Below are 25,571 nucleotides of genomic sequence, written 5' to 3'. Positions count from 1 at the left end.
CGCAAGCTTTGGCTGGCGATAGGCGGCCACGGCCCTATATTCGCAAGCATATGCTCGATATCCAGAACAGTCTCGCCCACCCGCTCGTCATCCGCCGCGAGGATTACACCCCGCCGGAGTGGCTAGTCCCCGAGACGAAGCTGGAGTTCGACCTCGACCCGTCCACCACCCGCGTAACGGCAACGTTGTCGGTCACACGCAACGGCGATCACGGCGCACCGCTGCGGCTCGACGGCGCTGGGCAAAAGCCACTGTCGGTCACGGTCGATGGCGTCGCGATCAAAGACTGGCGGATCGACGGCGAGCAACTTGTTATCCCGCTTACGGGCGCCGCGCATGTCGTCGAGACACAGGTCGAGATCGCCCCCGATCGCAACACGCAGCTGATGGGGCTCTACGCTTCGGGTGGCAATCTCTGCACGCAGTGCGAGGCGGAGGGCTTCCGCCGCATCACCTATTTCCCCGACCGCCCCGACGTACTCAGCGTCTATTCGGTCCGGATGACCGCCGACAGGAAGCACTTCCCCGTGCTGCTCGCGAACGGCGACCCGGTCGAACAGGGCGATCTCGACGATGGCCGCCACTGGGCGACCTGGCACGACCCGTTCCCGAAACCCTCCTACCTGTTCGCACTGGTCGCCGGCGACCTCGCCGTAAACCGCAGCAGCTTCACGACGATGTCGGGGCGCGCGGTATCGCTCGGCATCTGGGTGCGCGAGGCCGACCTCCCCAAGACCGACCACGCTTTGAAGGCGCTCGAGCTCGCGATGGCGTGGGACGAGACGACCTATGGCCGCGAGTACGATCTGGACGTGTTCAACATCGTCGCGGTCGACGATTTCAATTTCGGCGCGATGGAGAACAAGGGCCTCAACATCTTCAATTCGCGCTACATCCTGGCCGACCCGGATACCGCGACCGACTACGACTACGACGCGATCGCCGCAGTCGTCGCGCACGAATATTTCCACAACTGGTCGGGCAACCGGATCACCTGCCGCGACTGGTTCCAGCTGTCGTTGAAGGAAGGCTTCACGGTCTATCGCGACCAGGGCTTCTCCGCCGACCAGGGCTCGCGCGCGGTCAAGCGGATCGAGGACGTCCGCGGCCTGCGTGCGTCGCAATTCCCCGAGGATTCCGGCCCGCTCGCGCACCCCGTGCGCCCGGAATCCTACCAGGAAATCTCCAACTTCTACACCGCGACGATCTACAACAAGGGCGCCGAGCTGATCCGGATGATGGCCGCGATCCTCGGAACCGAGGGCTTCCGCGCCGGCACCGACCTGTATTTCGACCGCTACGACGGCACCGCCGCCACCTGCGAGGATTTCGTCACCTCGATGGAGGAAGGGGGCAAGGTCGACCTCACCCAGTTCCGCCTCTGGTATTCGCAGGCGGGAACGCCGCGCGTCTCGGCGAGCCTGTCGCATGACGGCGACCGCGCGACGCTGCGGCTCGCGCAGCAGGTCCCCGCGACGCCCGGCCAGCCGGTGAAGTCGCCGATGGTGCTACCGTTGCGGGTGAAGCTGTTCGGTGCTGTGTCGGGCGCGGCTCTGACCGACGAGCGGCTCGTCCTGTTCGACGACACGCTCGACACGATCGAATTCGAAGGCCTCGCCGAGCGCCCGGTGTTGTCGATCAACCGCGGCTTCTCCGCGCCGGTGGTGGTCGAGAGCGACCGCACCGCCGCCGATCTCGCCTTCCTCAGCGCGCACGACGACGATCCGTTCGCGCGCTACGAGGCGATGCAGCAGTTGATGCTCGATACGCTGGTCGCGTCGGCGGGCGGGCATGCGGATCACGAGGGCGTGATCGCTGCGGTCGCGAACACGCTCGCCGACACCGATCTTGATCTCGCCTTCGTCGCGGAGGCGGTGTTGCTGCCGTCGGAGAGCTTCATCGGCGACCAGATGGCCGTCGTCGATCCCGACGCGATCTTCCGTGGCCGCGAAGCGCTGCGCCGCGATCTCGGCACGCGACTGGAAGCGCAATGGCGGCAGGCGTACGCGCGTGGTGAGGGCCAGCCCTATGCCTATACGCCGGAAGGCAAGGGCCTGCGTCGCCTCCGGTCGGTCGCGCTTGGCTATATAGCCGCGAGCGGCGCGGATGATGCGGCCGACCTCGCCTTCGCGCAGTTCGATTCGGCGGACAACATGACCGACCGGATGGGTGCGCTGACGACGCTGGTCAGCAGCGAGTCCGAGATCCGCACCACCGCGCTCGACATCTTCTACAGCCAATATTGCGACAATCCGCTGGTGCTCGAAAAGTGGTTCCAGGCTCAAGCGCAGTCGTCGCGCGACGATACCGGCGCGATCGTCGCGGGGCTTGCCGAGCATGCCGACTTCACCCTGACCAACCCCAATCGTGCCCGCTCGCTGATCGGCGCGTTCGGCGCGAACCAGCGTGCGTTCAATAACGCCGATGGGAGTGGCTATAGGTTCCTGGCGGACCAGTTGATCGCGCTCGACCGCCTCAACCCGCAGACCGCGGCGAAACTCCTGCCGCCGCTGGGCCGCTGGCGGCGGTTCGATGCGGAACGCGCCGGGCTGATGCGCGCGGAACTGGAGCGGATCGTGCGGACGCCGGGGCTGTCGAAGGATTTGTTCGAGCAGGCGTCTAAGAGCCTGGAAGGCTGAACTGAACCGATCCTCCCCTGCAAGGGGAGGTGGCGCGAAGCGACGGAGGGGTGTCACCCTGTCGACAGTGGGTCACCCCTCCGTCAGCGCCATGCGCTGCCACCTCCCCTTGCAGGGGAGGAACATCGGCACCGCCCCCTACCGTCGATTCGCAAAGAACTGCCGCAAGATCGTCGCCGCCTCGGTCTCGTCAATCCCCGCATAAATCTCAGGCCGGTGATGACACGTCGGCTGGCTAAAAAACCGCGGTCCATGCTCGACCGCCCCGCCCTTCGCATCGGGCGCCCCATAATAGAGCCGCGCGATCCGGGCATGCGCGATCGCCCCGGCACACATCGCGCAAGGCTCAAGCGTCACCCAAAGATCGCAACCCTCGAGCCGGTCACTCCCCAATGCCAACGCCGCGGCACGAATCGCCTGGATCTCGGCATGCGCAGTCGGATCGCACAGCGCGCGCGGCGCATTGGCCGCGGTCGCTAGTATGATGCCGTCCTTAACGACAACGGCGCCAACCGGGACTTCCCCAGCCAGCGCCGCATCGCGTGCCGCGTCGAGCGCGCGGCGCATGGGTTCGGGAACGGGGAACATGGCCTCAGGCCCTGCCCCGCGCGTGCCCGCCCGTAAAGATCAGTTCGGTGCCTGGCTGTTGGCCGGCTTCTCGACGTTGATCGTCGGTACCGCCACGGTCTTGTTCTCGGTGCCGAGCGTGACCTTGGCGACGTCGGCCTGGAACTTCGGCGCCTGGACGACGCCCTGGCGGGTCTGGTCGATGTTGATGATCCCGAAATACATCAGGCCGACCACGACCAGCACCGCGATCGCGACCAGTGACAAGAGCGTACGCATAGGACATCCCCTTTTCTTGAACAGTTCGATAGCGTAACAACGTCGCCGAGCGCTGCCGGTTGCACAACACGTTTTACGTGAATCGGTTGACGAAAGCCGGCGTGCCAGCTATCCGCGCGCCTTTCCGGGGTTCCTCCCGACACTTGAATAGGTAATCACATGTCGCGCATCTGCGAACTGACCGGCAAGGGCCGGATGGTCGGGAACAACGTCTCCCACGCCAACAACAAGACCAAGCGCACGTTCCTGCCGAACCTGCAGAACGTCACGCTGCTGTCCGATTCGCTCGAGAAGGGCGTCAAGCTGCGCGTCTCGACGCACGGCCTGCGCACCGTCGAGCATAATGGCGGCCTCGACAACTGGCTGGTGAAGGTCTCGGACGACAAGCTGTCGCTCCGCGTTCGTCGCCTGAAGCGCGAAGTCGTCAAGAAGATCGCCGCTTCGGCCGTCGCCGCCTAACAGCGACGATTGAAGCTTGCCGCTTAGCAGCGGCGGGCGATGCGATCACCGCGGCCCGCCCTGCACCTCGCAGGGCGGGCCGTTGGCGTTCGTGGGTGCACGAGGTCTGCATGCGCCCGTACTTCCACAGACGCCTCCCGGGTCCCTCATCCACCTTGCCCGTCATCCCAGCGAAAGCTGGGATGACGGTTGCGGCGTTGGAATGACGGGTAAAGGCACGACGGGCGACTGCTGACAAACCCGCCCCGCCGCTACCGCTCCAGCCGAAACTTCAGCAACAGCGTCCGCTGGAGAACCATCTGGTTGTCGTCGGACACGATCCACACGATCGTCGCGCCGTTCTCGACCGTCGTGTCGATCCCCTCGAAATTATCGTGGATCAGCGGCGCGTCGATCGTCGCGATCAGCCGACCACGCGCGATTCGCCCCGCCGCCACATCGCGCGCCGCCACCCGCGATATTCGCGCCGAGAAGATAAACGGCAGCCGAAAACCGCGATCGAGCACGAGCAGGTCGCCATTCGGCAACGCGGTGACATCCGACGGATCATACCGGCCATACGGTTCGTACGCGAATCGCTCCGGCACCCCCACCCCGGTCGGATCGCCTGTAAAGATCAGCGCCTGCCGCGTATGCAACCGCTCCTCGTCCGAACCGGACCAGTCCGGCCGCCGGACATGCGCCTCTTCGCTGATGACGACGAATCGACCATCGGGCAGCCGCGCCATCGATTCTGGCCCCCGTTCGCTGGCCATCGCCGCATCGCGTCAGGGTTCACCCGCGCATCGTACCGCGCAAAGCCCGGCGCATAGCGCCAGATCGAATTGCTATCCTCGAACCCGACCCAGATCTTTCCCGTGACCGGATCGACCGCCATCGATTCGCTGTCGCGGTCGCGCTTCTCCCAGCCGATGCCGGGCCCGGCGGGCAGGTTCTTGAACGCGACCCGGTGTGGCAGCCAGTCGGCGCCCATGTCGAACTGGACGATGTTGCCGCCGTCGCTGAGCAGCGTGAAGCGATTGCCGCTTGCCGTCGGCGTGACGTCCATCGACGAGAAGCCGCCAAACGCCCGATCGCGGCTGGCAAGCGCCACGCCCCCCAGATACGTCAGCCCCCCGACCCGCACGTGCCGCGGGTTGGTGCGATCGAGCATTACGCGCGTCGCGGTCAGCTGCGCATGCGTGCCGAGCAGGTCGAGCCGCGCTTCGCCCGACCAAGTTGGCTCGATCGCACAGACGCTCACGGCGACGAACAGGACAGTGATCAAGCGCCGCATCGCATCCCTCATAGGGTGTCCGGCGATCCGCGGAAGCATGAACAGCGGATAACGGAGGCATTCAGGCTTAGCTCAATGCGAATCACCCATAAGCGTCTCATCGAGGATGGAAGCACGGCCCCCGCCGCCGCTGAAATCCCCAACGGGAGACGCACGATGTTCAAGACTTTTACACTCGCCGCCAGTGCCCTCGCATTGGGTGCGACCGCCCTCGTTCCCGCCGCCGCCGATGCGCAGCGCTGGGGCTCGCGCTACGAGCGTGGCTACGATGGCTATCAGGGTGGCGGCTACCGCGACAATGGCTACGACCGTGGCTACCGCGAGTATCGCGGCAACGATCGCCGCTACAATTACAACGCGCGCAGCCGTCGCGGTTGCGACAATTCGGGCGGCACGATCGTCGGCGCGCTCGCCGGCGGATTGCTCGGCAACACCGTCGCGGGCCGTGGTAATCGGACGCTCGGCGCAGTCCTCGGCGCAGCCGGTGGCGCGCTCGCCGGTAACGCGATCGATAAGTCGGATAATCCGGGGTACTGCCGCCGATAGGCCCGGCAACGCCCGGGCTGATGCAAGCGAAAGCGAGCAATCGCCGGCACGGACGGCGGGCAGGCCCAGCCTGATCCGACCCCAGGTCGAGTGGGCGACGGCTTTGCCGACGTCCCGCCCGCTTGAGCCCAACCAGTTTCCCAGTTCCCTCGCGTAGCGTATCGAGGGCGAGGGCCGGTTTCCCGTTCGGAAGCCGGCCCTTTGTTCGTCTGCAGTTGCGCATTCCCCGCACCGATAGTGCCGGAGCGCCCTACTCCGTCATCCTGACGAAAGTCAGGATGACGGTAGGTCGTAAAGATGGCGGAGGGTCGTCGGGTGGCTACGCAATCCGCTCGGGCACTTCGGCCGCATCCTCCGCGATCGCCGCCGCCGGTGCCACCGCTTCCCAAGGGAACACGAACCAGTCCTTCGTCACCGCCCTGTCGATCGTCCGCGCACAATACTCGATCCGCTCGGCCGAACTGACGTTATCGATCAGCATCGCGAACCGCACCGATCCCTCGACCGCCCCCGCCGCAGCGAGCGCACCGCGCAGATGCGTGATCGTCCGCCCCGAATCGTTGATGTCATCGAGGAACAGCAGCCGCTCGCCATCCCGCGTCCGCTTGGCCAGCTTGACCAGCGGCTCGTCGGCAAAGTCCTTCACCTGGCTCGAATAATCGACCGACAGGGTCGGCAGCCCGATCGCATGGCTGAGGAACACCGCCGGCACGAGCCCACCGCGGCCGATGCCGATGATGTAGTCGGGTTTCCACGCGATATCCTCGACCAGCTTGGCGGCGAGGATGTGGATCGCGGCGACGAACTCGTGCTGCGGGATAGGGGTAAAGATCGGCATCGATCGGATGCTAGCGGGTCGTGGCGAAGAGTTCACTCAAAACCCGCCCACCTTGCGCCACAGGTGTAACGCCCACTCCTTGTTTCCCCGCGAAGGCGGGGACCCAGACTGGGCTCCCGCCGTCAGGGCCCCTTCAAAGTATTACTTTGAAGGGAGCCCCTTCGCGGGAGAACAAGAAGTGGGAGTTGCCTGAGCCGCTCAGATCGTCTCCAGCGCCTGCTCGAAATCGGCGATGAGATCGTCCGGATCCTCCACCCCGATCGAGATCCGCACGAGGTTATCGGTAATCCCCAGCGCCTGCTTCCGCGCATCGGGCACCGACAGATGCGTCATCCCCGCCGGATGGCTCGCCAGCGTCTCGGTCCCGCCGAGCGACACCGCCAGCTTGGCGATCTTCAACGCATCGAGGAACGCGAAGCTCTCGCGCTCGCCACCCTTCAGGTACAGCGAGAAGGTCGAACCACCCCCGGTGCAGTGGCGGCGATAGATGTCCGCCTGCCGCTCCATGCCCGGCTCGTCCTCGAGGAAACCGAGATACGCGACCCGCTCCACCTTCGGATGATGGCGCAGGAAGCCACACACCTTCGCCGCATTCTCGCCCGCACGGCTCATCCGCAGTTCGAGCGTCTCCAGCGATCGCAACAGCATCCACGCGGTATTCGGATCGGTGATCGTCCCGATCGTGTTCCGCATCGTCCGGATCGTGTTGATGTGCTCCTTCGACCCCAGCACGCCGCCCGCGACCAGATCCGAATGCCCGCCGACATACTTGGTCAGCGAGTACACGACGATATCCGCACCATGCTTGAGCGGCTGGAACCACAGCGGCCCGAGGAAGGTGTTGTCGATCGCAATCGGTGGCTTCTCGCCCTTGAAGATTGCGTCCCGGCTGGCCTGGACCGCCTCGACGTCGACCAGTGCATTGGTCGGGTTCGCCGGGCTTTCCAGATAGATCAACGCGACGTTGCCGGTCGCCGCCTCGGTCATCACCGCATCGATCTCCTCGCGCGTCGCACCCGCCGGGAAGTCGAGCCACTTGACCCCGAACTTGCCGAGCACGCGGCCGATCAGCGTCTCGGTCGCCGCGTACAACGGCCCCGAATGGACGATCGTGTCACCCGGCTTGACCATCGCGAGGAACAGCGTCGCGATCGCCGACATGCCCGACGAGAAGGCGAGCGCGTCCTCCGCCTCTTCCCAGACGCCGAGGCGATCCTCGAGGATCTCCTGGTTCGGGCCGTTGAAGCGCGAATAGACGAGCCCCTCGGCACCGCCCGGACGCTTGCCGGTGACGCCTTCGAAGTGACGCTTGCCCGCCGCCGCGTTGGGAAACACGAAGGTCGAGGTGAGGAAGATCGGCGGCTTCAGCGAGCCTTCCGACAGCGACGGGTCGTAACCATGACCCATCATCAAGGTCGACGGCTTCAGCTTGCGACCGCCGATCTTCTCGACCTCGGGCTTGGGCGCGACGCGTGCCGCGACTCCGGTCAGATCGGCTTCGGTTTCCGCGGGAACTGCACCGGCGTTATTCGGGGTATCGGACATCAATAAACTCCTGCGTGGCCCGTCTGGCGCGGGCCGATGTGCGGAGTCTAAACGAGCCGTGCGGGATTTGGGACCCGTTACGGCCCCCCGTTACAGCCCGATGATGCTGATCTGTCGCCCATAGGAGGGTTCGCCGCGATGGGTCGCACGCCGATAGCTGAAGAAGCGATCCTGATTGGCGTAGGTGTCGAGCCCAAGCGCCTCGATCCGGCCGATCCCGGCGATCGCGAGACGGCTGACGACATAGGCCTCGAGGTCGAACTGGTAATGATCCACGCGGCCATCGGCAAAGAAGCGCTCGTTCTCCGGGTCCGCCTCGCAGAACCGCCGGATGAAGGCGTCATCGACCTCATAGCTGCTGCGCGCGATGCACGGCCCGACCGCGGCGACGATCCGATCGCGGTGCGCACCGATCGCCTCCATCGCGAGGATCGTGGAGTCGGTAACGCCGCCGAGCGCGCCCTTCCAGCCGGCGTGCGCGGCGGCGACGACGCCAGCCTCGCGGTCGGCGAACAGCACGGGTGCACAGTCCGCGGTGAGGATGCCGAGCGCGAGACCGGAACGGTTGGTGACCAGCGCATCGGCATGCGGGCGAATCGCGTCGTCGAACGGCTCGGTCACGGTGACCGCGTCGGCGGAATGGACCTGGTACAAACCGACGAGTTTCGCGCCGGGCAGGACGGCTTCGGTCGCACGACGACGGTTTTCGGCAATGTTGGCGGGGTCGTCGTCGGACCCGATGCCGACATTGAGGCTCGCATACGCACCGGTCGAGACGCCGCCACGCCGTCCGAGAAAACCATGCGGAATGTCGCCAAGCGCCTTCGCGCGGAGGAGGTCGATGGTCATTTTAGGTCACCCAACATCAAGCACATCCGCACCCCGGCGGAGGCCGGGGCCCAGTTGGGTGACGTTCCTAACAGCAGGCATCGCGCCGTTACCAAGACCTTTCCAACTGGGCCCCGGCCTCCGCCGGGGTGGTGGCCTTTCGCTACGATATCTCTGGTAGCGCCGCCGATCACAGCACAAGCAGCATGATCCGGTCATCATCAGGCTGCTCGCCCACCATGAACACATACCGCCCGATCTCGACGAAGCCGTAGCGCTGATAGAACCGGTGAGCCCGGTGGTTATCCACATAGACGCTCAGGATCATCTCCGTCCGCCCCTCGGCGCGCGCGACATCGATCGCCCAGTCCATCAACGCCGGGCCGACACCCGCGCCGTGCTGGTCGCTGCGCACATAAAGCTGATAAAGTTCGATCGCGGACGCAGGCCAGTCGCCGGGAAAGGCAACAGGGCCGATCTTCGCAAACCCGACGATCTTACCCGCCTCGTCCATGGCGACGCGCACGGTGAAGGCAGGGTCGGACAGCTGCGCCGGCAAACCCTTTTCTCCGAACGCTTGCTCGAGAAACGCAGCAAGATCTTCGGGCCGATACAGCGTGCCGAACGTGTCGGTGAACGACCGCTTCGCCATCGCGGCAAGTTCGGCGCCGTCGGCCGGGACGGCATCGCGATAGGCGATCATGCAAAGGCCGCGGGGTTGGCCAATTTGGCGCGGTGATCGCGAGCGCTTTGAAAAGAGTACCCATGTCGTCCATCAACCTCCTCCGATCCGCCGCCAATGCTTCCGCACGCGCAGGCGACGCCTTGGCGAGCGCGGATGTCCGCGAATCGATCCCAAGTCCGCCGAGCAGGTCACGCTGGCTCACCGGCCCCCACGCGACCGCCCCCTCGGTCTGCGCCGCGGCGGCAAGCGTCGTAAAATCGACATGCGCGGTCAGGTCGTGCTCGCCTGGCGCCTCGAACGGGTTGGCGAACGCGTGGCTGCGGACCGCCTGCAAGGTGTCGCCGAGTGCCGGCCCCTCATACCCATAGTCGATCGCGATCAGCGCACCGCCCTGCGCGGCGACCCGCTTGGCGAGGCCGCGGACGATGGTAACGGCAGCGGGTGACGTCTCGAGAATCGAGCCCGCGGGGGCATCGCGGAACGGCTCGGGAATGACTGCGTCGGGCAGCGGCTTGCCGGGGATCGGCAGGAACAGCAGGTCCTGCGCCGCGACCAGGCGTTCGTGCCACTGCGCGCGCTTCACCAATTGCCGGATCGGCAGCGCATCGAAGAACTCGTTGGCGACGACGATCAGCGGGCGATCGGTCGGCAGCGTATCGATCGTATCGTGCCAGGTCGCTGTCGGCACGCGCTCGGCCTGCGCCTTCCGCAGCGCCGGGCTGGTCTCGACGAAATGGATCTCGGGGTTGAAGCCAGCCTTCGCCATCGCTCGCCCGGCGTCGGCGGCGAGCGTACCGCGGCCCGGCCCGAGCTCGACCCACGCCACGTCCGGCCGCCCAGCCCGGTCCCACAGATCGGCGCACCAAAGACCGATCAGCTCGCCGAACATCTGGCTAATCTCAGGCGCAGTAGTGAAGTCCCCCGCAGCCCCCAGCGGATCACGCGTCGCATAATACTGGGCGTTGGCCGCCGCCATATACTGCGCAACGGGAATCGGACCTGCGAGCGCGATCGCCCGGGCGAGCCGCTCCGGAAGAGCTGCTGCGATTCCCCTTCCGCTTGCGGGAGGTGCTAGGGGAGGGGCTGGAGTATCTTTGGCCATGACATTTGCGGCCATGCCCTCCCCGACCCCTCCCGCAAGCGGGAGGGGAGCTAAGCGACGCTCTGCGTCCCCGCGATCGACTCGACCCGCACGCGCCGTTTGGCCGACGTCGCCACCAGATACCCGCCGCCAATGATCATCGGTACGCACAGCCACTGCCCCATGTGCAGCCCGGTATGCTCGGCAAACGCGCGCAGCTGCGAATCCGGCTCGCGGAAGAACTCGACGGTGAACCGCGCAAGGCCGTAGCCGAGCACGAACAACCCGACGAGCTTGCCCGGATCATACCGCGCCTTGGTCTTCCAGAACGCGAACCACAGCAGCGCGAAAAGGAGGATGCCCTCCAGCCCCGCCTCGTACAGCTGGCTCGGATGCCGCGCCGGCTCGACCATCCCGAACGGCACGGTGCGCTCGAAGATGATCCCCCAGGCGACGTTGGTCGGCTTGCCCCAGAGCTCGCCGTTGACGAAGTTCGCCAGCCGCCCGAAGAACAGTCCGAAGGGCACGCAGCACGCGATATAATCGTGCACGCGCAACCAGTTGAGCTGGTGCTTCCGTGCAAACAGGATCAGCCCGATTGACGTGCCGATCACCCCGCCGTGGAACGACATCCCGCCGTCCCACAGCCGGAAGATCCGCAGCGGATGCAGGAACATCTCGGGCGCGTAGAAGATCACATAGCCGAGTCGGCCGCCGAGGATGATGCCGAGCGTCGCGTAGAACACGAGGTCGTCGGCATGCCGCCGCGCCATCGGTGCGCCGGGCTGGGCGAGGAGCTTGAGCAGATACCACCAGCCGAGCAGGATCCCGCCAATATAGGCGAGGCTGTACCAGCGCAGCGTGAAGAAGCCGATCGAGAAGACGTCGGGGTGGAGCCCCAAATCCTCGAAACGGATGTGACTGCCGACGGCAGGCGCTACGCCCGCAGCGGCGGTGATGGTCGACAGGATCAAAGGCTTTTCCCCACGCGTTCGCCCCTGCATAAAGACCGATAACGATAAGACCAAGTAGGAGAGCGATATGCGGACCGAGCTAGACCTAGCTATGGATTCGACGATGGCCGCGCTGACCGCGCCCGACGGCATGCTCGCGCTCGGATCGGCCGAGCGGTTCGGCGTCACGCTGCCGACGATTGCCGCCGCCCCGCCCGCGCTCAGCTATTATTTCGCGCACTACGCCAACGAGCACCGCGACGCCGTTTTCCTCGTCTCCGGCGCCGAACGGCTGACCTTCGGCGAGGTCTACGCCGCCGCAGAACGCACTGCCCGCGCGCTGGTCGGCGGGTACGGGATCGCCAAGGGCGACCGAGTCGGCATCGCGATGCGCAACTCGCCGTCTTGGATCGTCCTCTACATGGGCATCATCATGGCCGGCGGCGTCGCGACCCTGCTCAACGGCTGGTGGCAGTCGGAGGAACTGGAGACCGCGATCGGCGAGGTCAACTGCGCGCTCGTGTTCGCCGATCCGCCGCGCGTGAAGCGCCTCGCGCAGATTGCGGCTCTGCGCGCGCCAGTCGTCGAGATCGACGATTCGCGACCGCTCGACGCTGCGCTCGGCGCCGTGTTGGCAAAGGACGACCGCACCGCCGACCTGCCGCTGCTCGGGCCCGAGGATCATGCGACGATCCTGTTCACGAGCGGATCGACCGGCCAATCGAAGGGGCGCTCTCCGAACATCGCGCGGTCGTGCAGGGGATCTTCAATTATCTCGGCCAAGCGATGATGATGGTCGGGATCGCCACCGCGCAAGGCAATCCGCCGGTCGGCCAGCCGGTCACGCTGCTCACGATCCCGCTGTTCCACATCACTGGCGAAGTCCCCGTGTTTCTCCAGAGCTTTGCGATGGGGCGAAAGCTGGTGCTGATGCCGAAATGGGATGCGGGCGAGGCAATGCGGCTGATAGAGGCGGAAGGCGTCACCTATTTCGTCGGCGTGCCGCTGATGAGCTTCGAGATTCTCAACCATCCGGATCGCGCGAAGTACGACCTGTCGACCGTCACCGATTTCGCCGCGGGGGCGCACCCCGCCCGGTCGATCACGTCCGCCGCATCGACGAGGAGATGGGCGGTAGCGCGCCGCTGATCGGTTACGGTCTCACCGAGACCAACGCGGTCGGCACCGGCAACTGGCGCGGCAATTACCTCGCCAAGCCCAACTCCGCCGGCCGCCCCGGCGCGCCGTTGGTCGATCTCGCCATCCTGGACGATGCCGGCCACCCGGTCGACCAGGGCCAGCGCGGCGAGGTCTGCATCCGTACGATCTGCAACTTCAAGGAATATTGGAACCGCCCGGACGCGACCGCCGCGGCGTTCACGTCGGACGGCTATTTCCGGACCGGCGACATCGGCTACCTCGACGAGGACGGCTATCTGTTCATCGTCGATCGCAAGAAGGACATCATCATCCGCGGCGGGGAGAACATCTCGTGCCAGGAGGTCGAGGCCGCACTGTACGAACACTCAGCGGTCGCGGAAGCCGCGGTGTTCGGGCTGGCAGACGAGCGCTTCGGCGAGGTCCCCGGCGCAGTGGTAGTGCCGCAGGACGGCGAAACGCTGACCCCGGACGACCTGACCGCGTTCCTCCACCAGCACATCGCCGCGTTCAAGATACCGCAGCGAATCTGGATTTCGGAAGAGCCGCTGCCAAGACTGGGGACGGAGAAGATCGACAAGGTCTCGCTAAAAGCCACCTACCGAGCGCTGGCCTAACCTCCCTCGCCCCTCCGGGGAGAGGGAGGGAGGAGCCACTTGGCGACGGAAGGGAGAGGGGCAGTGAGACTCCCGGCACGGCCCCGGAGACCCACTCCCCCTCATCCGCCACTTCGCGCCACCTTCTCCCCGTGGGGGAGAAGGATTAGAGGCCACCTCATGATCAGCAGGCGTGAGATTTTAGTCGGCGGCGGCGCGGGGATCGGCCTCGTCGTCGCCTGGGGTCTGTGGCCACGAACCTACGCCCCCAACCTCGTCGCCAACCCCGGCGAAACCCCGTTCGGCGCGTGGCTCAAGATCGGCACCGACGGCCATGTCACCGTCGCCGTCCCGCAGGTCGAGCACGGCCAGGGCGTCTACACCAGCCTCCCCCAGATCGTCGCGGACGAGCTCGGAGCGGACTGGCGCACCGTCGGTGTCGAGCCCGCCCCGCTCAACCCACTCTATGCCAACGGAATCGCCACGCACGACCTGTTCGAAGGCCTGTTCGACCGCCTCCCGGACGGCACCCCGCAACCACCGATGCTCACCGGCGGATCGAGTTCGATCCGGATGTTCGAGCAAGCCTGTCGCGAAGCCGGCGCCGGCGCCCGCGCGCTGCTCTGCATGGCGGCAGCGAAGCGCTGGGACGCCGACTGGACCCAGGTCAACGTCGACGCCGGCTTCTGCACCTTCGGCGCCAAACGCATCCGCTTCGCCGAACTGGCCGAGGAGGCCGCGAAGTTCACTCTCCCCGCCCCCTCCCGCTCGGCATCCAGAGCGCCGGCAAGCTGGTCGGCAAATCTGTCCCCCGACTCGACACGCCAGCGAAGGTCGACGGTTCGGCGAACTTCGCTGGCGACGTCCGCCTCGCCGACATGGTCCACGCCGCGATCCGCCAAGGACCGGTGGGAGGTCGCCTAACAAAGGTCGACCGCGCCGCCGCCGACCGCATCCGCGGCGTGCTCTCGATCGTCGAGAACCCGCGTTGGGTGGCCGCGGTGGCGACGACGTGGTGGGCGGCGCAGAAGGCGCTCGACGCGCTCGCGCCGCGGTTCGAGAACGACGCCCCCCTGCCCGATACCAAGTCGATCGACGCTGCACTGGATGCGGCGCTTACGCGACCGGGCACGCGAATGGCCGAGACGGGCGACGTCGCCGCAACCTTCCAAGGCGCCAACCTCGTCACGGCGACCTACCGCGCCGGCCTTGGCCTGCACGCGGCGATCGAGACGCGCAGCGCGACTGCGTCCTCCTCTAACGGCCGGCTCGAACTCTGGCTGGCGACGCAAGCACCGGGGCTCGCGCGATCGGCTGCGGCGCGCGCGGCGGGTCTCAGCGAAAACTCTGTCGTCGTTCACCCGATGCTGGTCGGCGGATCGTTCGGCTCCGCGCTGGAGCACGACGTCGCCGAGCAAGCCGCCGTCCTCGCGATCAAGCTTCGCCGGCCAGTCAGCCTCGTCTGGTCGCGCGGCGAGGACTCGCTTCACGATCACTACCGCCCGCCCGCCGTCGCGAAGATGGCCGCACGGCTCGCCCCCAACGGCGCGATCATGGGCTGGTCGGCCAACATCGCCGCCCCCTCCACCGGCGCCGAGATGGCACGCCGGATGATGCCGGGCCTCGCAACCGAAGCCGCGCTGATCGGCGTCAAAGGCGACCGCTATGCCGTCGCAGGCGCCACGCCCGCCTATCGCATCCCCGCCTATGCGATCGAGCACCACCCCGCCGAGATAGGCATACCGACCGGCCACCTCCGCGGCGGCGCGCATGGCTACACCGCGTTCTTCACCGAATGCTTCCTCGACGAACTGGCGCGCACGGCCCAGTCCGAACCGATGTCGTTCCGGATCGGGATGCTCGGTGGCGAACCGCGACTCGCGCGCTGCCTGTCGACCGCGGCAGCCCTCGGCGGCTGGAACGGCGGCGTCGCAGGCAGCGGTCAGGGGATCGCAGCCCACGCGTTCCGAGGCAGCTACATCGCCGTGATGGCCGAGGCGCACATGGGCGCGGACCAGCGCCCGGTGGTCGACCGCCTCGTCGCCGCAGTCGATTGTGGCGCGCAGATCAACCCCGACATCGTCCGCCAGCAGATCGAGGGCGGACTGATCTTCGGCATGGCCGCCGCGCTCGGCGTGTCGACAGGTTTCACCCGCGGCCTCGCCGACGCGCGCGGGTTCGACGCCATCGCCCTGCCCCGCCTCGCCGACACGCCCGACATCACCGTCGAGGTCATCCGCAGCGACGAAGCCCCCGGCGGCGTCGGCGAACTCGGCGTCCCCGCGGTCGCGCCCGCGATCGCCAACGCGCTCTATGCCTCAACGGGCTTCCGCATCCGCAATTTGCCTTTAAGACCAGCGCCATGACCCTGCCCCCGATCACCCCCGATTCCCAAGCCGAAGATCGGCGTCCTACTGATGAACCTCGGCACGCCCGATGGCCCCGACGCGAAATCGGTGAAGCGCTATCTCGGCGAGTTCCTGTCCGATTCGCGCGTCGTCGAGATCCCGCAGATCGCGTGGCAGCCGATCCTGCGCGGCATCATCCTCAACACGCGCCCGAAAAAGTCCGCGCATGCTTATTCGCAGGTCTGGCGCGAGGACGGCTCGCCACTCGCCGCGATCACCCGGTTGCAGGCGGCCGCGCTGAAGGATTCGTTCGGCCCGGAAGTGCTCGTCGACTGGGCGATGCGCTACGGCAATCCGTCGATCTCGGACCGGCTGACCGCGATGAAGGCAGCGGGCTGCGAGCGCATCCTGCTCGCGCCGCTCTACCCGCAATATTGCGCAGCAACGACCGCGACGGCGAACGACAAGGCGTTCAAGCATCTCGCCGGTTTGCGCTGGCAGCCGGCGGTCCGCACGCTGCCACCTTACTATGACGACACGCTCTATATCGACGCGCTGAAGGACTCGCTCGAAGAGGGGCTCTCCGCGCTTGATTTCACGCCCGATGCGATCGTCGCCAGCTTCCACGGGATGCCGAAGCGGACGTTGCAGCAGGGCGATCCGTATCACTGCCACTGCCAGAAGACCGCGCGACTGCTCGGCGAGCGGATAGGGCGCGAGTTGACGATCGCGTTCCAGTCACGGTTCGGGCCGCAGAAGTGGCTGGGTCCGGCGACCGACGAGACGCTCGTCGCGCTCGCCAAGGCAGGCAAGACCAAGGTCGCGATCTTCGCGCCGGGCTTCTCCGCCGATTGCCTGGAGACGCTGGAGGAACTGTCGATCCGCGGGCGCGAGAGCTTCGAAGAGGCTGGCGGCACGCACTTCGCCTACCTTCCCTGCCTCAACGATAGCCCCGTCGGCGTGGAAATGTTGCGCAGCATTTTGGCGCGTGAGCTTGAAGGATGGGTGCGGGCTGGCTAGCCTTCGGCAAAACACTGAGGAGAGAGACTGATGGCACGCGTCGCAATTGTAACCGGTGGTACGCGCGGAATCGGCGAAGCGATCAGTCTCGCATTGCAGGACATGGGCCTGACCGTCGCGGCCACTTATGCCGGCAACGACGACCGCGCCCGCGAGTTCACCGAGCGCACCGGGATCAAGGCGTACAAATGGGACGTCGCCGACTACGACGCGTGCCAGGCCGGCTGCGCGCAGGTCGCCGCCGATCTGGGCGACGTGGACATCGTCGTGAACAACGCCGGCATCACCCGCGACGGCACCATCCTGAAGATGACCTACCAGGATTGGAAAGAGGTGATGGACACCAATCTTGGCGGTTGCTTCAACATGGCTAAGGCCGTCTTCCCCGGCATGCGCACGCGCAAATGGGGGCGGATCGTCAACATCGGCTCGATCAACGGGCAAGCCGGGCAATACGGCCAGGTGAACTATGCTGCGGCGAAGTCCGGCATCCACGGATTCACGAAGGCTTTGGCGCAAGAGGGCGCGCGCGCGGGCGTGACCGTCAACGCGATCGCACCGGGGTATATCGATACGGACATGGTGGCGGCGGTGCCGGCGGACGTACTGGAAAAGATCGTCGCGAAGATCCCGGTCGGGCGACTGGGCCAGGCTCACGAGATCGCGCGGGGGGTAGCGTTTCTTTGCTCCGAGGAGGGCGGGTTCGTTACCGGGTCTACGCTGAGCATCAATGGCGGGCAGCACATGTACTGACGGGCGCAAGCGCGGCAACGTCCGCGCCGTTGGCCGCGAGCAAAGCGAAGCGGGCAGCGCCCGGCACGGCCGGCGGGTCGGTTCACCGAACCCGTCCGACGGCGGCTTTGCCGACGGCGTTGAGTAGATGTCTACCGGATTACGAAGGACGGTCTTGCTCGATCCTGGGCCCCCGCCTTCGCGAGGGAACAGCCGAGTAACGAAACTTAACGCGTATTAGAGCGACCTTTCCAACTGGGCCCCGGCCTTCGCCGGGGTGGTCCTCACCCGTCGCTGGCACGCTCGATATCCGCACCGACCGCGCTCAGCTTCTCCTCCAACCGCTCATACCCGCGGTCGAGATGATACACCCGGCCCACAGACGTCTCGCCATCCGCCGCGAGCCCCGCCAGAATCAAGCTCATCGAAGCCCGAAGATCCGTCGCCATCACCTGTGCGCCGACCAGCTTATCGACGCCGCGCACGACCGCAGTTCGCCCCCGAACCTGGATATCCGCCCCCATCCGCGCCAGTTCCGGCACATGCATGTAGCGGTTCTCAAAGATCGTCTCGGTCAGCACGCTCGCACCGTCCGCTTTGCACAGCATCGCCATGAACTGCGCCTGCATGTCCGTTGCGAAGCCAGGGTACGGCGCGGTCGACAGCGTCAGCGGCTTCAACGAACCGTCGGACGCAACGCGCACGCCGTCCTTGGTCGGCGTCACCGACACGCCCGCCTCGACCAGCGCATCGATCGTCGCACCCATGTCCGGGATCGACACGCCGACCAGCTCCAGGTCGCCGCCGGTGATCGCCGCCGCGCACGCATAGCTGCCCGCCTCGATCCGGTCGGGCATCACCGCATAGGTCGCGCCGTGCAGCCGGTCGCGGCCTTCGATCGTCAGCGTCTCGGTGCCGATCCCGTCGATCGACGCGCCCATCGCGACGAGGCAGTTGCAGAGGTCGACGATCTCGGGCTCGCGTGCCGCGTTCTCGATCACGCTCGTCCCCTTGGCGAGCACCGCCGCCATCACGACGTTCTCGGTCGCGCCGACCGACACGATCGGGAAGCGGAAGCGTCCGCCCGGCAGGCGTCCACCCGGCGCGATCGCCTTCACATAGCCCGCCGCCATCTCGAGCTCGGCACCAATCGCTTCCAAAGCGCGCAGGTGGAGGTCAATCGGCCGATTGCCGATCGCACAGCCGCCCGGCAGCGACACCGTCGCCTCGCCGCCCCGCCCGAGCAGCGGCCCGAGCACCAGGATCGACGCGCGCATCTTCCGGACGATGTCGTACGGCGCCTCGGTCGAGGTCAAATTGCCCGCACGGATCGTCATCACCCGGCCGAAATCCTCGGGCCGCGTCCCCTGGATCGCGGTCGACGCGCCAAGCTGGTTGAGCAGGTGGCCGAAGCCGTCGACATCCGCCAGTCGCGGCAGATTGCGCAACGTCAGCGGCTCTTCGGTCAGCAACGCGCACGGCATCAGCGTGAGCGCGGCGTTCTTCGCGCCGGAGATGGGCAAGCGCCCGGACAGGCGATTGCCGCCGCGAATGAGAATACGGTCCATCCCGGGTGTCTATCGCGGCTGGCGTTCTGCGCAAGGGCCGCGCATCGATCGGGCGACAGGCGGACGCTGCGCGAGGCCAAGTCCCGCGCTGGGACCCGCCTTGCGCCCTCAGTAGCGCTAACGCCCCGCGCTTGATCGACTTTAATGCGCGGAAATCCTAGCTTTGCTCTGTGGTTCTTGAACATTGGGGACCATTACAGAGTGCCGGACAGCTGCTTCGCCGACCGCGTCGGCGATCTCATCGACTTGTCGATGAACGAAAAGGCTGCGCTAGCGCGGTTGGAGGACCGCCCGCGCGACTTGCGTCGCGGTGCCGTCCTCGTGCGCGAAAACGATCCGCAGGCCGAACTCTTCATCCTGCAACGCGGCATGGCGATGAGCTATGTGCTGCTCGACGACGGCAGCCGCCAGATTTTGCGCTTTCTCTATGCCGGCGACATGCTGGCGGTCTCCGCGCTGGTGTATCGCGATTCGCCCGAGACGGTGGTCGCGCTGACCGACTGCACGGTGTGCGCGTTCGATCGCTCGGCGATGACTGCGCTCGTCACCGATCATCCGCGGCTGTCGGCGATCATCATGGTGATGAACCAGATGGAGAAGGTGGCGCTGACCGACCGGCTCGCCGCGCTGGGTCGCACCTCGGCCAAGGCACGGATCGCGGCGTTGCTGCTCGAGATGCGCAACCGGATGCGGATGCGCGACCGGGCGATGGGCAACAGTTTCACGCTCGGGCTGACGCAGGAGGAGATCGGCGATGCCACCGGACTCACCGCGGTGCACGTCAACCGGATGCTGCGCCAGTTGGAAGAGGATGGGCTGATCCGGCGCGAGGCGGGCCGCGTGACGTTGCTCAACGAGGCGATGCTGGCGCAGGCGGCGAACTATATCGACCGGTTCGATCGGCTGGACCTGCGCTGGCTGCCACCCGCGCGGTGACCACTTTCTTAGATCCTCCCCCGCCAGGGAGAGGTGGCTGGCTCTTGCCAGGCGGAGGGGGCGGGCGCGGAACCAAGGTTGGCGCTTACCTCCCCCTCCGTCACCTTCGGTGCCACCTCCCCCTTGCGGGGGAGGATCACCTCAAACGGTGAAGCTCAGGCCTTTTCGAGCGTGCATTGCAGCGGATGCTGGTTCTGCCGGGCGAAATCCATGACCTGGCTTACCTTGGTCTCGGCGACTTCGTAGCTGAACGTCCCGCAGACCCCGACGCCCTTCTGGTGGACGTGCAGCATCACGCGCGTCGCGGCCTCCATGTCCATGCGGAAGAAACGCTGGAGACACAGCACGACGAACTCCATCGGCGTGTAGTCGTCGTTGAGCATCAGCACGCGGTACGGCGTCGGCTGTTTGGTCTTTGCGCGCGTTTTGGTCGCGATGCCGGCACCGGTGCCGTCATTGCCATCCTCGCCACCATCGTCGCGGCGCTCGGCCATCATCACGGCCAGCTTCATTTCGGGGGTCAACACCATGCTGCCAAAATATGGCATGCCGGGGGGCAAGGGCAAGGGGGCGCCCGCACACCCCACGCGAAATCCGCGCGAAATCCGCAAACGAAAAGGGGCGACCGTCGCATGACGGCCGCCCCTTCTCGTCGCACCGCCCGAAGGCGTGGCGCTATCGACTTACGCCGAGATCTTCATCTTGTCGGTCGCGACCGCAACGCGGTTCGAGATCGGCTGGGCGAACTCGCCGAACATCTTGAGCATCCGCTCGGTCGAGCGCGAGCCCTCGGCGATCATCGTGTCGAACGCGGTACGCGCGTAATCACCCTGGAGCTTCATGAACTCGGTCGGCGACTTGGCGGCGGCGAGCGTCTTGGCGGCTTCGGTCGCGCTCTCGAACGAGGTCTTGGCGTATTCGGTGGCTTCGTGGCCGAGCGCTTCGACGTTCTTCGCGGCGATCTTCGACGATTCGACCAGTGCCTCGATGTTGCCCTTGCCGAATGCGGTCATGTCCTCGACCATCTTCGCCGACTTCTCCATCGCGCCCTTGGCCTGCTCGCTGAATTCACTGGTGGTGGTGCCGCTGAACCCATTGGTGAACAGGGCCTTGGTCTTCTCGGTGATGCTCTGGATCGTGTCCATCGTGGCGTCCTTCGTTTCGCTGGCTAGGGTTTCACTAGCTGGGATCCCCGACGGCGCGACGGCCAGAATCGGGGCGGGAGTGTCCGGGTGCGGCGATACAAAAGCGGCCGCGGGAGGTGTGTCGATCGCCGGGTTCTTGGCGACCGGCCTGGGTGCCGGTTGAGCCGGCTTGGCGACGGTCCGAGGAGCCTTCGCGGTGGCGACAGGCTTCGAACCGGCCTTGGCCGTCCGTTTCACGATATCCACCATCCACGCACCTCTCTTCGGAGTTATGTCGTGGTCCTTGATACACGATTCGCGGCGCCGCACAATGAAATTGTGCACTGCACCATGACGTTAACGGAAGGTAGCGCTACCGGGTTTTGACATACTCGCCGGGCGCATCGCCAAGCGCCGCGAGGGACCCCTTGCCGGGATGCCTAACCCCTTTGGCTGCCACGGTTTTCGGATCGATCGCGCGGACCCATTCGACCCAGTCGGGCCACCAGCTTCCCTTGGTCTCGGTCGCCCCTGCGACGAAGTCGTCGAGCGTCGTATGCGCCGAGGGATTGGTCCAAAACTGATATTTGCCCGCAGCCGGCGGGTTCACGACTCCGGCGATGTGCCCCGACCCCGCCAGCACGAACTTCAGCGGCCCCGCGAACAGCTGGGTCAGCTTCCATACGCTTTCGGCCGGCGCGATATGGTCCTCGCGCCCCGCCTGGACGTAAGCGGGTGTCGTCACCTTGGTGAGGTCGATCGGCGTCCCGTCCACCGTCATCGTGCCCGTGACCAGCAGATTGTCGCGGTAGAGATCGGTCAGATAGCTCAGATGCCATTTCGCAGGCAGGTTGGTGGTGTCGCCGTTCCAGTGGAGCAAGTCGAACGGCACGTAATCCTGCCCGAGCAGGTAATTCTGCGTGACGTAGTTCCAGATCAGGTCGCGCCCGCGGAGCAGGTTGAACGTCGTCGCCATGTACCGCCCGTCGAGGAACCCCTCGGGCGACAGCGACGCGACCATCTTCAACTGCTCGTCGTCGATGAAATGCTGCAACTCGCCCGCCTGCGCGAAATCGACCTGCGCGGTGAAGAACGTCGCGCTAGCCACCTTGGCCGCCTCGCCGCGCGCCGCCAGCAGCGCGAGCGTCGCCGCCAGTGTCGTGCCCGCCACGCAATAGCCGATCGTATGCACCGCCGGCACCTTCAGCGCAGTGCGCACCGTGTCGATCGCGTCGACCTGCGCGGCGATGTAATCGTCCCAGACGACGTCCTTCATGCTCGCGTCCGCGGATTTCCACGAGACCATGAACACGGTGATGCCCTGCTCCACCGCCCAACGGATGAAGCTTTTCTCGGGCGTCAGATCGAGAATGTAGAACCGGTTGATCCATGGCGGGAAGATCACGAGCGGCGTCGCCAGCACCTTGTCGGTGGTCGGTGTGTACTGGATCAGCTCGTAGAGCGGCGTGCGTTTCACCACCTTGCCCGGCGTCATCGCCAGGTTGCGCCCGAGTTCGAACGCGCCGTCCGGCGTATGCGTCACCTGCCCGCGGGCCAGGTCCGCCATCATGTTCTGCAGACCTTTGAGCAGATTCTCGCCGCGCGTCTCGATCGTCTTCTCGATCACCTGCGGGTTGGTCAGCGCGAAATTGGTCGGGCTCATCGCATCGACGAACCCCTTGGTCGCGAACCGCAACTGCTCCTTCTGCTTCGGGTCGAGCCCGTCGACCGCCTCGACCCCGCGGAGCATGTGGTCGCCGATCAGCTCGTAACTTTGCCGGATGAGGTCGAACACGGGTTCGCGCCACTGCGGCGCCTTGAAGCGCTTGTCGGTGACGGGAGCAGGTTCGGGCGCCTTGGCGGGATCGAGAAACCGCTGCCACAGCGTCAGGCTCTCGGTCCAGAAATCTCGCGCGCACTCCAGCGTGGCGGGGTCGGTGAAGCCGGGGATCGCCGGGATCGCCTCGGGCTTGGCCTGCATCGCCGCGAGCCCCTGCTCCAACATCATCTGCTGCGCGCGGCCCATCACCCACGTCCAATGCTGGAGATCGGGCAGGCTCGGGGTAGGAGGAGTTTCGGCCATGACGTCCTCTGCTTTTTCCGGAGCTTAACGCAGGTGTGGGTCGAGCGGAAGCGTGGCCGCATCGCCAGAGCCCGACGATCCTCCCCCGCCAGGGGGAGGTGGCTGGCCCTTGCCAGACGGAGGGGGAGGACACGGAGCAGAGGTGGCGCCTGCCTCCCCTCCGTCACCTTCGGTGCCACCTCCCCCTGGCGGGGGAGGATTGACTGAAGCGAACCGGGAGACCCTAGCTTTCGCTGGGGTGACGGCAATTGGGATTGGGGTGACGCCTCCCCTCACCTGCGGTACAGCACCCGCTCCTCCAGCTAGAGGCTGATTATGTCCGAAGACTTCTACCGCATCAAACGCTTACCCCCTATGTCATCGCCGAAGTGAACGCGATGCGGGCGGCGGCGCGCGCGGGCGGGGAGGACATCATCGATCTCGGCATGGGCAATCCCGACCTGCCGCCGCCCGAGCACGTCATCGAGAAGCTCGTCGAAGTCGCGCGCAAACCCAGCGCGCACGGCTATTCGCAGTCGAAGGGCATCCCCGGCCTGCGAAAAGCCCAGGCGAACTATTACGGCCGCCGCTTCGGCGTCGATGTCGATCCCGAGACCGAGGTCGTCGTGACGATGGGCTCGAAGGAAGGCCTCGCCAGCCTCGCAACCGCGATCACCGCGCCCGGCGACGTCGTGCTCGCGCCCAACCCGTCCTATCCGATCCACACCTTCGGCTTCATCATCGCCGGCGCGACGATCCGCGCGGTGCCAACCACGCCCGACGAGGCGTATTTCGAGAGCCTTGAGCGTGCGATGGCGTTCACCGTCCCCGCGCCGTCGGTGCTGGTGATGGGCTATCCGTCGAACCCGACCGCCGAAGTCGTCGACCTGGCCTTCTACGAGCGCGTCGTCGAATTCGCGAAGAAGCACAAGCTGTGGGTGATCTCCGACCTCGCTTATTCGGAACTGTATTTCGACGGCAAGCCGACGCCCTCGATCCTCCAGGTCCCCGGCGCAAAGGACGTCGCGATCGAGTTCACCTCGCTCAGCAAGACCTATTCGATGGCCGGCTGGCGGATGGGCTTCGGGGTCGGCAACAAGACGCTGATCGCGGCGATGACCCGCGTAAAGTCGTACCTCGATTACGGCGCGTTCACGCCGATCCAGGCCGCCGCCTGCGCCGCGCTCAACGGCCCGCAGGACATCGTCGAGCGCAACCGCCAGCTTTATCACAAGCGCCGCGACGTGCTGGTCGAGAGCTTTGGCCGCGCTGGCTGGGATATCCCGAGCCCCCGCGCGTCGATGTTCGCGTGGGCCCCCTGCCGCCCGCACTCGCGCACTTAGGTAGCCTTGAGTTCACCAAACAATTGCTGACTCACGCGCATGTCGCCGTTGCTCCAGGCGTGGGCTACGGCGAAAACGGCGAGGGCTATGTGAGGATCGCGATGGTCGAGAATGAACAGCGGCTCCGCCAGGCGGCGCGCAACGTGAAGAAATATCTTCAGTCGATGGGCGTCAACACGCCCGCGCGTGGCGCTGGCTGACCTTCGCCAGCGTGGATATCAACCTGTTGTATTCGGTGGCCGGCGTGCTCGTGGGCCTCATCGTCGGGCTGACGGGCGTCGGTGGCGGGTCGCTGATGACGCCGCTTCTGGTGCTCGTCTTCGGCTTCCACCCCGCCACCGCGGTCGGCACCGACCTGCTCTACGCGTCGGCGACCAAGACGGTCGGCACGACGGTGCATGGCTGGCGCGGTACGGTCGACTGGCAAGTCGTCCGCCGGCTCGCCACCGGCAGCGTCCCCGCAGCGATCGCGACGTTGCTCGTGCTCAACCATCTCGGCGAGAAATCGTCCGACACTGGCCACGCGATCACCGTCGTGCTCGGCGTGACGCTGATCCTGTCGGCGGTCGCGACGTTCTTCCGCGGCAAGATCGTCGCGTGGCTGACGCCTCGCGTGGGCACCGTCGGCGGTGAGCGTCAGGCGATGCTGACGATCCTGCTCGGCGCGATCCTCGGCGTGCTCGTCTCGCTGACCTCGGTGGGCGCCGGTGCGCTCGGCATGACCGCATTGTTGATTCTCTACCCGACGCTGCCGATCAACCGGCTGGTCGGCTCGGACATCGCGCACGCCGTGCCGCTGACGTTGCTCGGCGGGATCGGCCACTGGATTCTCGGCTCGGTCGACGTCGACCTGCTCGTGTCGCTGCTGATCGGCTCGATCCCGGGCATCATTGTCGGCAGCCTGATCGCGACGCGCGTTTCCGACCGCGTGCTGGTGCCGGTCCTCGCGACCGTGCTGGCGCTGGTCGGCGTGAAGCTGATCTTCTGA

General features: G+C 66.1%; 22 protein-coding genes and 4 pseudogenes. 13 read left to right on the top strand and 13 right to left on the bottom strand.

Features of this window, described 5'->3' with window-relative positions:
- Nucleotides 1-50 precede the first annotated feature (50 nt).
- Nucleotides 51-2,639, top strand: coding sequence for an aminopeptidase N (gene pepN / locus QP164_RS17045; RefSeq protein WP_333923889.1), 2,589 nt, complete (start codon nucleotides 51-53; stop codon nucleotides 2,637-2,639).
- A gap of 138 nt (nucleotides 2,640-2,777) precedes the next feature.
- Here the strand turns inward: pepN and QP164_RS17040 are convergent, their stop codons facing one another.
- A complete protein-coding gene (locus QP164_RS17040; protein ID WP_333923888.1) occupies nucleotides 2,778-3,227 on the bottom strand; it encodes a nucleoside deaminase in 450 nt (149 codons plus the stop codon).
- Between the two features lie 39 nt (nucleotides 3,228-3,266).
- A complete protein-coding gene (locus QP164_RS17035) occupies nucleotides 3,267-3,485 on the bottom strand; it encodes a hypothetical protein (RefSeq protein ID WP_132895927.1) in 219 nt (72 codons plus the stop codon).
- Between the two features lie 159 nt (nucleotides 3,486-3,644).
- Between QP164_RS17035 and rpmB the strand changes: the two genes are divergently transcribed.
- The gene (rpmB, locus tag QP164_RS17030; protein WP_056053386.1) at nucleotides 3,645-3,944 is read left to right on the top strand and encodes a 50S ribosomal protein L28; all 300 of its coding nucleotides are present in this window, start codon (nucleotides 3,645-3,647) and stop codon (nucleotides 3,942-3,944) included.
- 251 nt (nucleotides 3,945-4,195) lie between these two features.
- Here rpmB and QP164_RS17025 read toward each other — a convergent pair.
- Nucleotides 4,196-4,992, bottom strand: a pseudogene (locus QP164_RS17025) (esterase-like activity of phytase family protein).
- Nucleotides 4,993-5,376: 384 nt separating this feature from the next.
- Between QP164_RS17025 and QP164_RS17020 the strand changes: the two are divergent.
- Nucleotides 5,377-5,766 (top strand): glycine zipper 2TM domain-containing protein, encoded by a 390-nt coding sequence (locus tag QP164_RS17020; RefSeq protein ID WP_333923887.1) that lies wholly within the window; start codon nucleotides 5,377-5,379, stop codon nucleotides 5,764-5,766.
- Between the two features lie 319 nt (nucleotides 5,767-6,085).
- Here the strand turns inward: QP164_RS17020 and QP164_RS17015 are convergent, their stop codons facing one another.
- The 6 genes and pseudogenes from QP164_RS17015 to lgt all read right to left on the bottom strand — a co-directional run bounded on the left by QP164_RS17015 (nucleotide 6,086) and on the right by lgt (nucleotide 11,747).
- Nucleotides 6,086-6,604 (bottom strand): phosphoribosyltransferase, encoded by a 519-nt coding sequence (locus tag QP164_RS17015; protein ID WP_333923886.1) that lies wholly within the window; start codon nucleotides 6,602-6,604, stop codon nucleotides 6,086-6,088.
- Between the two features lie 198 nt (nucleotides 6,605-6,802).
- A complete protein-coding gene (locus QP164_RS17010; RefSeq protein WP_132737047.1) occupies nucleotides 6,803-8,149 on the bottom strand; it encodes a cystathionine gamma-synthase family protein in 1,347 nt (448 codons plus the stop codon).
- 90 nt (nucleotides 8,150-8,239) lie between these two features.
- Nucleotides 8,240-8,998, bottom strand: coding sequence for a peptidoglycan editing factor PgeF (gene pgeF, locus QP164_RS17005; RefSeq protein WP_333923885.1), 759 nt, complete (start codon nucleotides 8,996-8,998; stop codon nucleotides 8,240-8,242).
- A 169-nt stretch (nucleotides 8,999-9,167) separates the two neighbouring features.
- Complete coding sequence (locus tag QP164_RS17000; protein WP_333923884.1) at nucleotides 9,168-9,536, bottom strand: GNAT family N-acetyltransferase; 369 nt, start codon at nucleotides 9,534-9,536, stop codon at nucleotides 9,168-9,170.
- A gap of 154 nt (nucleotides 9,537-9,690) precedes the next feature.
- A pseudogene (locus tag QP164_RS16995) lies at nucleotides 9,691-10,764 on the bottom strand (class I SAM-dependent methyltransferase); the annotation flags it as partial.
- Nucleotides 10,765-10,814: 50 nt separating this feature from the next.
- Nucleotides 10,815-11,747, bottom strand: a complete 933-nt coding sequence (gene lgt, locus QP164_RS16990) for a prolipoprotein diacylglyceryl transferase (RefSeq protein WP_165911363.1) — start codon at nucleotides 11,745-11,747, stop codon at nucleotides 10,815-10,817.
- 37 nt (nucleotides 11,748-11,784) lie between these two features.
- On the opposite strand from lgt, the gene QP164_RS19925 reads away from it, so the two are divergent.
- The 7 genes and pseudogenes from QP164_RS19925 to phbB all read left to right on the top strand — a co-directional run bounded on the left by QP164_RS19925 (nucleotide 11,785) and on the right by phbB (nucleotide 17,571).
- A complete protein-coding gene (locus QP164_RS19925; protein ID WP_443027458.1) occupies nucleotides 11,785-12,486 on the top strand; it encodes an AMP-binding protein in 702 nt (233 codons plus the stop codon).
- Nucleotides 12,483-12,985, top strand: a pseudogene (locus QP164_RS19920) (AMP-binding protein); the annotation flags it as partial. The gene QP164_RS19925 and the pseudogene QP164_RS19920, both read left to right, overlap by 4 nt.
- A gap of 258 nt (nucleotides 12,986-13,243) precedes the next feature.
- Nucleotides 13,244-13,471: an AMP-binding enzyme gene (locus QP164_RS19915; protein ID WP_443027488.1), complete on the top strand. Its 228-nt coding sequence runs from the start codon at nucleotides 13,244-13,246 to the stop codon at nucleotides 13,469-13,471.
- A gap of 159 nt (nucleotides 13,472-13,630) precedes the next feature.
- Nucleotides 13,631-14,374, top strand: a complete 744-nt coding sequence (locus tag QP164_RS16980; protein WP_333923883.1) for a molybdopterin cofactor-binding domain-containing protein — start codon at nucleotides 13,631-13,633, stop codon at nucleotides 14,372-14,374.
- Nucleotides 14,329-15,816: a molybdopterin cofactor-binding domain-containing protein gene (locus tag QP164_RS16975; RefSeq protein ID WP_333923882.1), complete on the top strand. Its 1,488-nt coding sequence runs from the start codon at nucleotides 14,329-14,331 to the stop codon at nucleotides 15,814-15,816. Before QP164_RS16980 ends, QP164_RS16975 begins: the two co-directional genes overlap by 46 nt.
- Before the next feature lie 51 nt (nucleotides 15,817-15,867).
- A complete protein-coding gene (hemH, locus tag QP164_RS16970; protein WP_443027457.1) occupies nucleotides 15,868-16,818 on the top strand; it encodes a ferrochelatase in 951 nt (316 codons plus the stop codon).
- Nucleotides 16,819-16,848: 30 nt separating this feature from the next.
- Entirely contained in the window at nucleotides 16,849-17,571 is a 723-nt protein-coding gene (phbB, locus tag QP164_RS16965) for an acetoacetyl-CoA reductase (RefSeq protein WP_333923881.1), read from the top strand.
- Between the two features lie 263 nt (nucleotides 17,572-17,834).
- On the opposite strand, the gene murA is transcribed toward phbB, so the two are convergent.
- Nucleotides 17,835-19,118, bottom strand: a complete 1,284-nt coding sequence (gene murA, locus QP164_RS16960; RefSeq protein ID WP_333923880.1) for a UDP-N-acetylglucosamine 1-carboxyvinyltransferase — start codon at nucleotides 19,116-19,118, stop codon at nucleotides 17,835-17,837.
- Between the two features lie 252 nt (nucleotides 19,119-19,370).
- Between murA and QP164_RS16955 the strand changes: the two genes are divergently transcribed.
- Nucleotides 19,371-20,054: a Crp/Fnr family transcriptional regulator gene (locus QP164_RS16955; RefSeq protein ID WP_243693230.1), complete on the top strand. Its 684-nt coding sequence runs from the start codon at nucleotides 19,371-19,373 to the stop codon at nucleotides 20,052-20,054.
- A gap of 155 nt (nucleotides 20,055-20,209) precedes the next feature.
- On the opposite strand, the gene clpS is transcribed toward QP164_RS16955, so the two are convergent.
- The 3 genes from clpS to QP164_RS16940 form a co-directional block, all read right to left on the bottom strand.
- Entirely contained in the window at nucleotides 20,210-20,548 is a 339-nt protein-coding gene (gene clpS, locus QP164_RS16950) for an ATP-dependent Clp protease adapter ClpS (protein WP_131587736.1), read from the bottom strand.
- A gap of 189 nt (nucleotides 20,549-20,737) precedes the next feature.
- Nucleotides 20,738-21,199, bottom strand: a complete 462-nt coding sequence (locus tag QP164_RS16945) for a phasin family protein (RefSeq protein WP_333923879.1) — start codon at nucleotides 21,197-21,199, stop codon at nucleotides 20,738-20,740.
- A 352-nt stretch (nucleotides 21,200-21,551) separates the two neighbouring features.
- Nucleotides 21,552-23,261, bottom strand: a complete 1,710-nt coding sequence (locus QP164_RS16940) for a PHA/PHB synthase family protein (protein WP_333923878.1) — start codon at nucleotides 23,259-23,261, stop codon at nucleotides 21,552-21,554.
- A 315-nt stretch (nucleotides 23,262-23,576) separates the two neighbouring features.
- Between QP164_RS16940 and QP164_RS16935 the strand changes: the two are divergent.
- Nucleotides 23,577-24,783, top strand: a pseudogene (locus QP164_RS16935) (LL-diaminopimelate aminotransferase).
- A gap of 11 nt (nucleotides 24,784-24,794) precedes the next feature.
- A complete protein-coding gene (locus tag QP164_RS16930) occupies nucleotides 24,795-25,571 on the top strand; it encodes a sulfite exporter TauE/SafE family protein (protein WP_333923877.1) in 777 nt (258 codons plus the stop codon).

This window comes from Sphingomonas sp. LR59, from assembly GCF_036855945.1.
In the GTDB taxonomy this organism is placed as follows: domain Bacteria; phylum Pseudomonadota; class Alphaproteobacteria; order Sphingomonadales; family Sphingomonadaceae; genus Sphingomonas.
The sequence above is the reverse complement of the archived record's forward strand: the minus strand, read 5'-3'. Positions and strand labels throughout refer to the sequence as shown.